Origin of the sequence: Peptostreptococcus russellii, from assembly GCF_900110295.1 — a bacterium.
Classification (GTDB): Bacteria; Bacillota; Clostridia; order Peptostreptococcales; family Peptostreptococcaceae; genus Peptostreptococcus; species Peptostreptococcus russellii_A.
Genome location: NZ_FODF01000001.1, coordinates 135,380 through 149,863, shown reverse-complemented (window position 1 = coordinate 149,863; position 14,484 = coordinate 135,380). Strand labels below are relative to the sequence as shown.

The 14,484-nt window shown below is 30.7% G+C and carries 13 protein-coding genes and 1 other annotated feature (1 of these 14 running past the window's edge); all 13 genes read right to left on the bottom strand.

Translation table 11 applies throughout. The features are described from left to right. Positions 1–127 (bottom strand) — a binding site (T-box leader) (it extends 75 nt beyond the left edge of the window). A 212-nt stretch (positions 128–339) separates the two neighbouring features. Further along, a complete protein-coding gene (gene nifU / locus BMY82_RS00650; RefSeq protein WP_091973202.1) occupies positions 340–780 on the bottom strand; it encodes a Fe-S cluster assembly scaffold protein NifU in 441 nt (146 codons plus the stop codon). A gap of 36 nt (positions 781–816) precedes the next feature. Further along, positions 817–2,010, bottom strand: coding sequence for a cysteine desulfurase NifS (gene nifS, locus BMY82_RS00645; protein WP_091973199.1), 1,194 nt, complete (start codon positions 2,008–2,010; stop codon positions 817–819). A 61-nt stretch (positions 2,011–2,071) separates the two neighbouring features. Next, positions 2,072–2,527, bottom strand: coding sequence for an RrF2 family transcriptional regulator (locus BMY82_RS00640; protein WP_091973178.1), 456 nt, complete (start codon positions 2,525–2,527; stop codon positions 2,072–2,074). 382 nt (positions 2,528–2,909) lie between these two features. Then, on the bottom strand, positions 2,910–3,965 hold the full coding sequence (gene mnmA / locus BMY82_RS00635; RefSeq protein ID WP_091973176.1) for a tRNA 2-thiouridine(34) synthase MnmA: 1,056 nt from the start codon (positions 3,963–3,965) through the stop codon (positions 2,910–2,912). A 320-nt stretch (positions 3,966–4,285) separates the two neighbouring features. Next, on the bottom strand, positions 4,286–4,747 hold the full coding sequence (locus tag BMY82_RS00630; RefSeq protein ID WP_091973173.1) for an RrF2 family transcriptional regulator: 462 nt from the start codon (positions 4,745–4,747) through the stop codon (positions 4,286–4,288). 212 nt (positions 4,748–4,959) lie between these two features. Further along, positions 4,960–6,225 (bottom strand): replication-associated recombination protein A, encoded by a 1,266-nt coding sequence (locus tag BMY82_RS00625; RefSeq protein ID WP_091973170.1) that lies wholly within the window; start codon positions 6,223–6,225, stop codon positions 4,960–4,962. 58 nt (positions 6,226–6,283) lie between these two features. Then, positions 6,284–7,066, bottom strand: a complete 783-nt coding sequence (codY, locus tag BMY82_RS00620) for a GTP-sensing pleiotropic transcriptional regulator CodY (protein WP_091973166.1) — start codon at positions 7,064–7,066, stop codon at positions 6,284–6,286. A gap of 290 nt (positions 7,067–7,356) precedes the next feature. Then, positions 7,357–9,417 (bottom strand): type I DNA topoisomerase, encoded by a 2,061-nt coding sequence (gene topA / locus BMY82_RS00615; RefSeq protein WP_091973162.1) that lies wholly within the window; start codon positions 9,415–9,417, stop codon positions 7,357–7,359. Between the two features lie 15 nt (positions 9,418–9,432). Further along, positions 9,433–10,608 carry a DNA-processing protein DprA gene (dprA, locus tag BMY82_RS00610; protein WP_091973159.1) on the bottom strand — a complete coding sequence of 392 codons (1,176 nt, stop codon included), beginning with the start codon at positions 10,606–10,608 and terminating at the stop codon, positions 9,433–9,435. Continuing rightward, positions 10,608–12,188, bottom strand: coding sequence for a YifB family Mg chelatase-like AAA ATPase (locus BMY82_RS00605; protein ID WP_091973156.1), 1,581 nt, complete (start codon positions 12,186–12,188; stop codon positions 10,608–10,610). The genes dprA and BMY82_RS00605 overlap by 1 nt, the downstream gene beginning before the upstream one ends. 127 nt (positions 12,189–12,315) lie before the next feature. Continuing rightward, on the bottom strand, positions 12,316–12,669 hold the full coding sequence (locus BMY82_RS00600) for a YraN family protein (RefSeq protein WP_091973153.1): 354 nt from the start codon (positions 12,667–12,669) through the stop codon (positions 12,316–12,318). A gap of 183 nt (positions 12,670–12,852) precedes the next feature. Continuing rightward, positions 12,853–13,218, bottom strand: a complete 366-nt coding sequence (locus tag BMY82_RS00595) for a VOC family protein (RefSeq protein ID WP_091973150.1) — start codon at positions 13,216–13,218, stop codon at positions 12,853–12,855. A gap of 242 nt (positions 13,219–13,460) precedes the next feature. Next, the gene (locus tag BMY82_RS00590; RefSeq protein ID WP_091973147.1) at positions 13,461–14,480 is read right to left on the bottom strand and encodes an alpha-hydroxy-acid oxidizing protein; all 1,020 of its coding nucleotides are present in this window, start codon (positions 14,478–14,480) and stop codon (positions 13,461–13,463) included. Between the last annotated feature and the right edge of the window lie 4 nt (positions 14,481–14,484).

Genomic DNA, 14,484 nt, shown 5'->3' with positions numbered 1-14,484 from the left:
AATACTCCTACTTAATTTCAAAGTACCTGCTCCAAGACTGCTTCACTGGCTGACAATATGAACTCACAGCTAACGTTCACTCTCTGAAAATACATTTCCAGCTACTACTTCTCTTCATTGCATTTATTTATCTACATATCATTTTACTAAATAAAAAGATATTTTGCAAATAAAAAATAGAATTTTTTCTTTATTTTTGAAAAAACTTGCAAATATTTTTTATAGAAAAAAATAAGAAAAATATCTTTTCATTTTTATGTAATATAGTTTTGCTTATTAAAAAATAAAAGAGAACCAAAGTTACTTAGTTTCTTTGATTCTCTTATAAACTAATATCTATTATTCTTCCTCATGTTCATGCTCGTGAGCATCATCAAATTCATAGTTTTCTAGTTCAGGTATTACTATATTATTCTTCTTTGCATAATCTAAAAGTGCTGACTTAACTGCTTGCTCAGCTAACACCGAACAGTGCATCTTTACTGGTGGAAGACCATCTAATGCTTCTGCAACAGCCTTATTAGTAAGTTCTAATGCTTCGTGTATAGTCTTTCCCTTTATCATTTCTGTAGCCATTGAAGAACTTGCTATGGCTGAACCACATCCAAAAGTCTTAAACTTAACATCTTTGATTATACCTTCATCGTCTATATCTAGATATATCTTCATTATATCTCCGCACTGTGGGTTTCCAACTTCTCCTACCCCACTTGCACCTTCTATTGTTCCCATATTTCTAGGATTCATAAAATGATCCATTACTTTTTTACTATATTGCATTGTTTTCCTCCGATTAATCTTCTTATTAATTTCTATTTATTTTACTTCTCCATTTGCCTTTGCTTCATCATAAAGTGGAGACATACTTCTCAATCTTTCAACAATCATAGGAAGTTGTTCTATTATATAATCTATATCTTCTTCTGTTGTAAAGTCGCCTACTGTAAGTCTTAGTGAACCATGTGCTATTTCATGAGGTAGACCTATTGCAAGTAGAACGTGTGATGGATCTAGAGACCCTGATGTACATGCTGATCCACTTGAACCTGCTATTCCTACATGATCAAGAAGTAAAAGCATACCTTCTCCTTCTATATACTTAAATGCAAAGTTTGCATTTCCTGGAAGTCTATCAGTTCTATGACCATTTACTCTCATGTATGGTATAGCTTCTTCAATTCCGTTTATTAGTTTATCTCTTAGAGTTGTAAGATGCTTAACATGATTATCAAAGTTCTTTTCTGCAAGCTCACAAGCCTTACCGAAACCTACAATTGCAGGTATATTTTCTGTACCAGCTCTTTTCTTTCTTTCTTGTGCTCCACCATGAATAAGGTTGTCAATTACTACTCCCTTTCTAATGTATAAAGCACCTATTCCCTTAGGACCATATATCTTATGACTTGACATACTCATCATGTCTATTCCTAAGTCTTTTACATCTATGTTTATATTTGCTAATGCTTGAACTGCATCTGTATGGAATAGCACCTTGTGTTTCTTTGCTATTTCTGCAATTTCCTTAATTGGCTCTACAGTTCCTATTTCATTATTTGCAAACATTATAGTTATCAAAACTGTTGTATCTTTTATAGCCTTTTCAAGCTCATCAAGGCTTATCTTACCGTCTTCATCTACATCAAGATATGTAACTTCAAATCCATGTCTCTTTTCAAGATATTCACATGTGTGAAGAACTGCATGATGTTCGATTTTTGATGTTATTATATGATTTCCCTTTTCCTTTAACTTTAAAGCTGCTCCTTCTATTGCCCAGTTATCACTTTCAGAGCCACCTGCAGTAAAGTATATTTCTGAAGCTTCCGCATTTATTAAACTCGCAACCTGCTCTCTTGCCTTTTCAAGACCTGCCTTAGCTTCTTCACCAAATGAATAGTGACTAGATGCATTTCCAAAATGCTCTGTAAAGTATGGAAGCATTTCATCTAATACTTCCTTTTTCACTGGTGTAGTTGCTGAATAATCCATATATATTTTTCTGTTTTCCATAACTTTTCATCTCCATTTTTATATTTTTTAAAATAATGATTTGCTATCATTTAAATAAAAGCTATTTACACAACCTGTCCGTTATATCATTTTCCAGCTTTTTCGATTTTGAATTGTAGTCGTCAAGCATATCCTGAAGCGTAATAGAATCTACAACATCTTCTAAAGATTTTTGAAGTTTTGTCCATACCACCTTAGTGGCACATGAATCTGAGTTTTCACATAAATCTTCATCTAGTTGACATTCTGTTAGTTTCATATCACCTTCAAGAACTCTCAAAACATTACCTACTGTAATATCCGAGGGACTTGAATTTAAATAGTAGCCACCTCGAGCTCCTCTTACACTTTTAACAAGTCCAGCCTTTTTTAAAACTGAAAAAATCTGCTCAAGATATTGATCAGAAATATTTTGTTTACTTGCTATAAGTTTTAGGGGTACCGGTTCGGAACCATCACTTAGCGCCAATTCAAAAATAGCCTTTAAACCGTACTTACCCTTGGTGGAAAGTTTCATATTAACATCACCTCTTAAATATCCCGTTAAATCAATCCATACCATTTAACTCGGATTTCATTCTGAAATAATTTTATTATACCCTAGTAAAATTGTCAAGTTTATATTATTCTTTTTTATCATACTGAGAGATGTTTTTTTATGCTAAACCTTTTTAAATTTTCTATTTTCTTTATTTAAATAACTTTTATGCCTATAAAACTATGGTTTTTTCAGTAAAGTTAAGTTTAATTTTTTTCTATAAATTCTTTATTTTTTCATCTTTGTACTTTATTTCAAATACTTGTTAATTGTAATATCTATAATATAAATTTTATTTAAAATAATTCACCTCCAAGTCTTTATTCTTCAACTTGGAGGAATTTTGAGGTTATTTAAAATACTATTCTATAACGCCACCACCAATTAGTTTATTTCCTTCATAGAAAACGACGCTTTGCCCCTTTGTTATTGCTCTTTGAGAGTCTTTAAATACAACTTTTACTCTATTGTTATCTATCTTTGTAACTAATGCATCTGATAGACTTGAAGAATATCTGATTTTTGCTTGGACTTCCAAAGGCTTATCCAATTCTTTTACTGAAAAGTCTAGGAAATTTACATCTCTTGCTATTAATTCATTTTTAAAAAGATCATTATTTTCACCTAATGTGACAGTATTATCTTTTCCATTTATATCTATAACATATACTGGCTTTCCAAAAGTTATGCCTAAGCCCTTTCTCTGACCAATTGTATATCTAGTTATACCTTGATGATTTCCTATTTCATTGCCTTTTGAATCTACAAACTTACCCTTCTTATCTTTTCTACCAGAATATTTTTCAAGAAATTTTTCATAATCTCCATCAGGTATAAAACATATATCTTGACTGTCTGGTTTATTATAGACTTCAAGTCCCACCTTTTCAGCTATCTCTCTTATTTCAGACTTGTCATATTCTCCTATAGGAAATAGTATCCTAGAAAGTTTCTCTTGGTTAAGGTTATACATCATATATGACTGATCTTTTTTATCCGTAACTGCTTTTATAAGTTCATATTTACTTGTTTCTTCATTTTTAATAATTCTACAATAGTGACCTGTTGCTATATACTGACATCCCAGTTCATCTGCAACATCAAACATTAAATCGAACTTAATATGTTTGTTACAAAATATACATGGATTTGGTGTACTACCTTCATAATATCCATCTATAAAATGTTTTACAACAGTACTTTTAAATTTATCTTCTAAGTCTATTACATGGTGTTCCAAACCTAGTTTATCCGCCATCTTCTTTGCATCTACTATGGCTGTATTTTCTACATTTTCAGGAACCCATAGCTTCATTGTTGCTCCTACTACTTCATAGCCTTCTTCCCTTAATAGGTAAGCAGCTACTGTACTATCTACTCCGCCACTCATTCCAAGTAGCACTCTCTTATTTTCCAAGTTACATCTTCTCCTTTATATATTATTTTACTAATTAAAGCATCTATCTTTAAAATCTATCATTTTATTCAAGTTATTATTTAAAACTTATTTTGCAACAAACACCTCTTAAAATTAGTTTAATTTATCACACTTCAAAATGCAATCTATAAAAATTGGCAATATTTTTAATATCGAATTACTGTTTAAAAATATTATTTACATTTCTATTTATTAACTTTAAAGTAAAAAAAGAGCTTACAAGCTCTTTTTTTGATCGATAAAATATATTGTGTACAAATTCGAACTTAGAGTCAAACTCATTTTCTGATTTAAGAAATCTATTTATTCTTCTTCATATCCTTAATAATGTCGTCATCTCTATATTTAAAATTTGATTTGTAATCGTCTATCATATCCTGAAGTGATATAGAGTTAGTTACCTCTTCTATGCTTTCTTTTATCTTTGCCCACACATACTTCGTCGCACAAGAATCAAAGTTCCCGCATAAATCTTTATCTAGTAAACATTCTGTAAATGCCATATCTCCCTCTAATACTTTCAGTATATCAGCTACTGTTATCTCGCTTGCTTCTTTAGAAATATAATATCCACCCTGTGCCCCACGAACACTTTTTACAAGTTCCGCTTTTTTCAAGATAGAAAATATCTGCTCAAGGTACTGGTCTGACATTCCCTGTTTCTTAGCTATATACTTTAAGGAAACAGGTTCACCATTGGAGCTTAAAGCCAATTCAAACATAGCCTTCAATCCGTATTTTCCTTTAGTGGAAAGTTTCAAATCCATCACTCCTTTATAAAATTAATTCCTAGTAAACAACTATGAATTAACTATAAGTTAATATTATTATATCCGAGTAAAAATGTCAAGATTAATTTATAAGATTAACAAAATATTTCAAAAACAATCTTATAATTTATTCACTTATTTTCTTATCATTTGTTCACTTCTTTTGAAAAATGTTTTCTTTATCTTTATTATGTAAAATAAACTTACCTTGAGCCTTTAAGAGCCTCCATATATTTTTTTATGCTATTTTCAAATTTGTTATCTTGAGCTTTATAATACTTTTTACTTTTCATATTCTCAGGAAGATAGTCCTGTTTTACATAATTATTTGGATAGTTATGTGGATATAAATAATCTACTCCATATGACATTTTCGAAGCTCCTGAATAATGACTATCCTTTAAATGATCTGGTATATCATCTTGAACCATACTATCTATATCATCAAGAGCAGAATTAATTGCCATGTATGAAGAGTTTGATTTTGGTGAGCTTGCCAAAACAATTGTAGCTTGTGCCAATACTATTCTAGCTTCAGGAAATCCCAATTGCATTGCAGAGTCCACACAAGACTTTACTATAGTAATTGCATTCGGATATGCCATACCTATGTCTTCAGATGCAATTACAAGCAGCCTTCTACATATACTTATTAGATCCCCACCTTTTATCAATCTTGCAAGGTAATAAATAGCGGCATCAGGATCACTTCCTCTTATAGATTTTTGAAAGGCGCTCAATAGATTGTAGTGAACATCACCATCCATATCAAAGTTATAAACTGTTGCTATATTTAATTTGTCGATTACAGTTTGATCTATCAACAAATTTCCATCTGAATCAAGTTTTGATTCATTGATAGCAAGTTCAAGTATATTTATAGCCGAACGCATATCACCACCCGATACATCTGCAATAGCTCCTCTTGCTTTTTCATCTAGTTTCAACTTTGCAATACTATCTTCATTATATCTATCAACTAATTTTACTAGCCCATCTATTATGTCTGTTTTAGATATTGTTTTAAACTCCATAACAATACTTCTACTTAATATAGCCTTATAAATATAATGATATGGGTTTTCCGTAGTACTTGCTATTAATGTAATTTTTCCACTTTCTATAAATTCTAAAATAGACTGCTGTTGTCTTTTATTAAAACTTTGAATTTCATCTATATACAAAAGTATTCCGTTATCTGTACCCAAAGTACCTATTTCTGCAATTATCTTTTTTATATCATCCAAAGATGAATTTGTAGCATTTATCTTAAAGAATTTTTTATCTGCTACTTTTGATACTATCTCTGCCACAGTTGTTTTACCTACACCTGGTGGACCAAAAAATATCATATTTGGGAAAAACTTTTTTTCTATCATATTATTAATAACTTTATCTTTTCCAATTATGTGTTTCTGACCTACAACATCTTCTATTGACTTTGGTCTATATTTATCAGCTAAAGGCATAATCTATTCCTCCAAAAAATAAGGACTGCAAAAAATGCAGTCCTTTGATTTATATCAACTAGTTTGTTTTGTTCTTGTTTAGTTCATCTAATAACTTGTCATTTAATATTCTAATATGAGTCCCCTTCATACCTAATGATCTTGACTCGATTACTCCTGCACTTTCAAATTTTCTTAATGCATTTACTATTACTGAACGAGTGATTCCAACCTTGTCAGCAATCTTACTTGCTACTAATAAACCTTCTGTTCCATCAAGCTCTCTAAAAATATGTTCAATAGCTTCTAATTCTGAGAATGATAAAGTTCCGATAGCCATCTGTACTACAGCCTTCTTTCTCATTTCTTCTTCCATTTCTTCGCTTATTGATCTTAATATTTCAAGACCTATAACTGTAGCTGAGTATTCAGCAACAACTATGTCATTATCTGTATATGGCCTGTCATATCTTGAAAGAATAAGTGTTCCTAATCTTTCTCCACTTCCCCAAATTGGAACAACAATTGTATATTTTTCTAATCTGTCCTTTTCTGATGGGAATAACTTTAATGTTTCATCGTTTGTTATGTTTTCTCTTGTTTCTGTAATAGTTAATAAACTTTCAACATATTCTTCTGGGAACATTGCCTGATTCTTTTCTTCGTCACGTACAACAGAACTATCTTCAGGATTCACTAAGTGCCATCCTAAAACCTTCCCTCTTACTCTAACCACATAAACATTTGAGTCTAAAACTTCACCTAAAACACTTGTAAGCTGATTAAAGGATACAGCCGTTCCAGCGTTGGTTTGAAGCGTTCTATTGATTCTTCTTGTATTTTTTAATAATTCGCTAGTCATTTTTTACCTCCTAATTAATTTTTTCATAATATATAATAAAAGTCTCGAATATTTGCAATAAACATACCTTTCCAACAATATTCTACATACAAAGATTAACACACTTTCTAAATAATTTCAATATATTTTTTATAATCTTTGTAATTTTCGTAATTTTGAAATAAAATACTAATTTTCTATAAAGTTAGAAAGTTTTTAAATAATTTTACTTATTTGCATAATTTTTATTATAGTATGACTTATTTAAATTCTTATTTCACACTTAAAAAAACGGGTAAAAACCCGTTTTTTTACTTTTTATTCGTTGGGCACTCACTGTTCGAGCATATATCTTTCTTTTCCTTTTTAGTAACCTTCTCTACCATATAGGATCCACATTCTTTACAATTTTCCCCAGTTGGTCTCTTCCATTCAACGAAATCACATTCAGGATAATTACTGCAACCATAAAACTGTCTTCCTTTTTTAGTTTTACGTATAATTACATCTCCATCTTTGCATTTTGGACACTTTACACCTATTTTTTCTACTATAGGCTTAGTATTCTTACATTCAGGATAATTTTTACATGCCATAAATTTCCCAAATCTACCATGTTTTATTACCATGTTTGCTCCACAAACATCACAAATTTCATCTGTTTCGATATCCATGTTGATTTTTTCAATTTTATCTATTGCTTCTTTTATAGATGATTCTAATGGTCTGTATGATTCTTCAACAACCTTCTTCCATTCTAGATCTCCCTCTGCTATTTCGTCTAGTCTATCTTCCAACTTAGCAGTAAAATCTACATCTGTAAGCATTTCAAAGTTATCCTCTAAAATTTCTGTTACAATAGTACCCAATTCTGTCGGTTTTATTGCAGCACCTTCTTTTTCAACATAACCTCTATTAAATATAGTTGCAATAGTAGGTGCATATGTTGAAGGTCTACCTATTCCAAGCTCTTCTAATGTCTTTACCAAACTTGCTTCTGTATATCTAGCAGGTGGTTGTGTAAAGTGCTGTATAGGTTCAGTTTTCTCTATATCTAATTTGTCTGCTACCTTTATGTCAGGAAGTAATCTATCTTCCCTATCTGAGAAATTGTATACTTTTGTGTAACCATCAAATATTTGCTTTGATCCAGTTGCTGTAAATATATACTCTTCTATATTTGCTTTTATTGTTAGTGTTTCATAAACTGCATCTGACATTTGACTTGCTACAAATCTTCTCCATATCAGATTATACAATTTATATTGATCATTTGAAAGCGAATCTCTTATACTGTCTGGCTGTCTCATTACAGACGTAGGTCTGATTGCTTCATGAGCATCTTGTGTATTTTTCTTTGATTTAGATGCCTTTTTCTTTCCTTTGAATAGGTAATTATCTCCATATACTTCTTCTATAAATCCATCAACAGCAGCTTTTGCTTCATCGGAAATTCTCTGTGAATCTGTTCTTATATATGAGATAAGACCTACAGTCCCTTCTCCAGATACATCCACACCTTCATATAATTCCTGAGCTATCTTCATTGTCTTTTTTGTAGTAAATCCTAATTTATTTACTGCTTCCTGTTGCAAAACAGAAGTAGTGAAAGGTTTAACAGCTGAACGCTTTCTCTTCTTCGTATCTATGTCGACAATATCCATTTTCTTGTCTTTTATAGCTTCTAATATTTCATTTACCTGTTCTTCAGTAGAAAGATCTATTTTTTCTCCATTTTTTCCATAAAAAGAAAAAGTAATGTTCTCTCCATCTTTACTTGAAATTAAATCTAGAGTCCAATACTCTACAGGAATAAAATCTTCAATTTCTTTTTCTCTGTCACAAATAATTTTTGTTGTTACAGACTGTACTCTACCTGCACTAAGTCCCCTTCTGACCTTTTGCCATAATATAGGACTTATCTGATAACCAAGTAATCTATCCAGAACTCTTCTAGCCTGCTGTGCATCAACAAGATCCTTGTTAATCTTTCTAGGGTTTTTAATCGATTTTTTTATAGTATCTTTTGTAATCTCATTAAACTCTATTCTACACTCTGAATCTACATCCATACCCAATATATAAGTTAAATGCCATGAAATAGCCTCACCTTCTCTATCGGGGTCAGTTGCAAGATATACTCTTTTAGATTTTTTTGCTTCTTTTCTGAGTTCTTTTATTACGTCGCCTTTACCTCTGATATTGATATATTCAGGTTCAAAGTTATTATCTATATCGACACCTAATCTGCTTTTCGGTAAATCTCTGATATGGCCAACTGATGCTTTTACCACATAATGGCTTTTACCAAGAAATTTTTCTATTGTTTTTGCTTTTGCAGGAGACTCAACTATTACTAATGCCTTTGGCACAGGCAACACCTCCAGTTATCTTATTATATTCGGTGCGTATCTGTTAAATCCCGCCTCAACAACGAAGCCCTTTAAAATAAGCTTGTTAACATAATATATCAGGTCGGTCAATTCATACCGTGTTATAACAGATAGTTCATCTATATCCAACACACCTTTTGATTGTAATATTTTAATGATAAATATTTCTTCTTTTGAAATATTCTCCCTATCTATATCATCAAACCTTATATTAACACAAGTGCTAGTTGTTTTTCCACTATTTTTATAAATTTTTTTATTATTATTTTTATTTAGTAGAATTTTATTATATAAAATTGACTCAAAATCTTCCAAAATATCCTCGCTTTTTTGGACTAATTTTGCCCCTTCTGAAATTATATTATTACAAGCTCTACTATTTTCAGAAAATATACTTCCTGGAATTGCATAAACGTTTCTATTTTGCTGAAGAGCACAATCTACAGTAATTAAAGCCCCACTCTTTTCAGCAGCTTCAACAACTAAAACTCCTTCTGATAAGGCACTTATTATTCTATTTCTCATTGCAAAGTATACCGCTTCTGTTTTCGCCCCTATAAAATACTCTGATAAAACCAAACCTCCACTTTCTATTATTTCTTTTTTTAGCTTTACAGAACCTTTAGGGTATGATTTTTCAATTGAAGTCCCCATTACTGCAATCGTTGGCATTTGAGCTTTCATACAGAAATTATGAGCACAAGAATCAATTCCTCTAGCCATTCCACTTACTATAACAAATCCTTTTTCTGCTAAATCACTAACTATTATTTTTGCAACGTTTTTACCGTAATCTGTTGCTTTTCTTGACCCGACCACGGCAAAAGAAATATCTTTCAGAAGTTCAATGTTGCCCATATAGTATAGAATATATGGCGGATCATATATTTCTTTTAATTTTTCTGGATAATCACTGTCATCTATTGTAATGTATGATACATTCATTTTCTTCATTAGTAATTCTTTTTCATAAATATCTTCTTTATTGTAAGGAAACTTTCTAAACCTTTCCATTACATGTTTATCCATTATAGATTCTCTTAATATCTCCTCATAGACTACTTCATTAAAATTTGTTATTTTATCTGCTAATCTTTCTCTTACTCTTTTCATCACTTTTGCCGACATATGAAGCGATGAATTTGCCCAAAGGTAAAACTCTCTATACATTAATATCCCTCCCTAGAAAAATATTTATAATAAGTTTTTCTATATGCAAAAGCTTCTACTATATCCTTGTCATCTATATTTTCTTTTCCAGATAAATCAGCTATTGTTCTAGCTAGTTTTAAAATCCTTATATAGCTTCTATTGCTTAAATGAAACTTATTAAAAAATATACCAGCTATTTCTTCTCCAGAGCTAGAAAGCTTGCAAAAACTTTCAATTTCTTTTGATGACATTTGAGCATTTGTACTAATATCTAAATTCGAAAATCTATTTTTTTGTATTTTTCTAGCCCAGTCTACTCTTTTCTTTATTTCATTGGAACTTTCTTCAAAACTGTTCATCTTGCTATATTCATCAAAATCTATTTCTCCAACTTCACAAAATAGATCTATTCTATCTAAAATAGGACCAGATATTTTATTTCTATATCTATCAACTTCAGATGGTGAACATGTACAAGTTTTTTTACTATTATAGTATCCACATTTACATGGATTCATTGTTGCTAAAAAAATAAAATCTGCAGGATAAATTACATTCCTATTAATTCTGGAAATATTTATTTCTCTATCTTCTAGTGGTTGTCTAAGAGCCTCTATTGTTTTTTTAGGAAATTCTGGAAGTTCATCCATAAATAGTACACCCTTATGAGCTAAAGTAATCTCTCCTAAACTTGCACTTGCTCCTCCGCCAATAATTGAAATCATCGTTGAAGAATGGTGAGGACTTCTAAATGGTCTTTTTGATACCATAGTCGAATTTTCCCTTAACATAGATGCTGAACTATATATTTGTGTTATCTCCAAAGACTCTTCCTTGTCTACCTCTGGAAGTATGGTTTTAACAGCTCTTGCTATCATAGTTTTTCCAGTGCCTGGAGGACCTATCATAAGAAGATTATGACCACCTGCTACAGCTATTTCTGCACATCTTTTTGCAATTTTATTTCCCTTAATAAACATAAAATCTTCTTCTGCTATATTTTCTTTATTTTTACTTTCTTTATTTTTATATACATTATTATTTATTTCTTCCTTAATATTCTTCATATATTTTTCAAAAGAAATCTTATCCATATTAACTACTTTTATACAATCTTTAACAGACTTTATTGGAATAATATTTATAGATTCCAGTTGACTACATTCCATGTAATTATTATATGGTATATACAAGTTTTCTATTCCCATTTTAGAAAGTGATATAGCTATTGATATTATTCCACTCATTTTTTTTACTGTTCCATCTAAGGAAAGCTCCCCTAAAAAAGCAGTCTTTTTAAAATAATCCTTGTCTTGATTTAACTTGGATCTTAACATACCGATACATATTCCAAGATCCAAATAAGATGCGTCCTTTCTTAAGTCCGCTGGAGATAGATTGACTACTATTCTTTTCATAGGGAATAAATAGCCACTATTTGTAATAGCAGATCTCACCCTTTCTTTAGATTCCTTAACCTCAGTACCTGCAAGACCAACTATACTAAAATATGGCATTCCCTGTGAAATATCAACTTCTATATCAATTAGATATCCAGTTACTCCATTTAAAATGCCTGACTTTGTTTTATTTATCATAATATCCTCCTTTTGTCCATCAAATAATTTCACCTCAAGTATATTCTTAACTAATAACCATTTTTACAAATAATCTTACTTAAAATAGCAAAAATTATTTAAATTCTTTCTAAATACAGTCTCAAAACTAAGTAGCATAATATGCATTTCTAATATGGTGTATTTTTCTTTCTTTAAAATATACCTCAAAAACATCGAATCTTATATCCATATTGAATTTATTTTCACTTATGACATAATGTTTTGCCACCGATATTATTTTATTTCTTTTTCTTTCATTTACAGCCTCACAAGGTCTTCCATATGCTCTTGTTTGTCTAGTTTTTACCTCTCCAAAAACTAGACAATTTTCCTCTAGAAAAATAATATCTATTTCGCCGCTTTCAATTCTGTAATTTCTCTCTAATATATTGCAACCTATTTTATCAATATAATAGGCTACCGAATCTTCTCCTATTTTCCCTATCTCCTTATTATTCATAAAAAACTCCTCTATATTAAATTATTCTTTTAATCTAATATAGACATTTTAGATTTTAAATAGATACTTTAAACAAATCTTTTAAAATTAACTTTTAGTTCAACATTTCAAATACCTACTCTAAAATTCACTTTAATTTTCACAATAAAAAAGCGACCCCATAAGGTCGCTTTTTATTATTTACTATCTTTTTTCTGGAAGTATTTCTATCCAATATCCATCAGGATCTGTTATAAAATATATTCCCATCTTTTCATTTACAAAGGCAACTATACCCATATCTGTATGTTTCTTAAACATCTCATCATATTTATCAGTATTAAGAGCCAGATGATACTCGCACTCTCCTAGATTATATGCTTCTTCTCTATCTCTTAACCAAGTTAGTTCTAGCTGAAAATCTGTTTGTCCATCTCCAAGATAGACTAGTTTGAAACTGCCATCTTCTGCATTCTTTTCTCTAACAGGCTTTAACCCTAGCGCTTCATCATAGAATTTAAGACTTTTTTCCAAATCTAAAACATTGAAATTAAAGTGTTCAAATCTCATTTTTTTACCTCCTATATTTCTCTTTTAAACTATGTCTATATGTCTTATATAGTAAAATATATTTATTTTGTATGTATATTTATAATAATATATCATCTAAAAAGATATTATATTGTATAAAATCTGTATAAATTTATAAAAAATATGCGATAGACAAGTCTTATTATATTTATATCATCTATCGCACATATTTAAACATTTTATTTATTAAGTAGATTTAGCTATCTGACTATAATTTACTTTTATTTTCCATATATTACTCTTTGACTAATTGAGTTTAGATCCTTACAACCTGTAAGTGTCATTGCCCCTTTTAGTTCTGATTTTAACTTTTCTATATAAAGTTCTACACCTTCTGTTTCTCCTCCAAAAGATGCTGTTACGAAAGGTCTACCAATTAAGCAAGCGTCAGCACCTAATGCAAGCATTTTTAAAACATCTACTCCCGTTCTTATTCCACCGTCTACAAATACTTTTATTCTTTTGTTTACAGTCTTTGCTATGTCTTCTAAAACGTCTGCTGTACCTGGTGTCCAGTCCTGAACTCTACCACCATGATTTGATACAACTATACCATATACACCTGCCTGAACAGCCATTTCGGCTTCATCTGGAGTCATTATCCCCTTTAATATAAATGGAAGCTTAGTAGACTTTACAAGTTCTTTTATTTCTTCTACATTTTTTGCCTGCACAGGAGTTCCATGTATATTTAAAGTAACTAATCCACAAGCATCTATATCCACACCTACAGCCACTGCACCTGCAGATTCTGCATCCTTAATCTTAGCTATTATATTTTTATTTTCCCAAGGCTTAATAAAGACTATTCCCTTTGCCTTATTTTCTTTCATTACATCCAAGTTATCTAGTAAAAACTGTGGTATGGCAGTATCTCCAACCATAGCAAAAGTTTCCTTGTTTCTACATCCTAAAACTACAGGTTCTATATATTCTCTTTCAGTAACTAAGCCCCCCATATTAAGTGTAGTACCTGTTATAGGTGCTGCCATTACTGGTAAAGATAGCTTTTCTCCAAATAGTTCTAGAGATGTATCTGGATCTGTTACATCATGAATAGTTCTCATATTAAGCTTTACCTTATCTAAAGCTCTAACATTTTCCATAAATGCGTTTCCTGTTCCTTTACCACCCATTCCTGGAACTTCGCCTCTACATGCAACTCCATCACATACCTTACAAACTCTACATGATCCATTAAATTTTTCTCTAGCATTTTTTAAAACATCTTCATAATTCATTTTT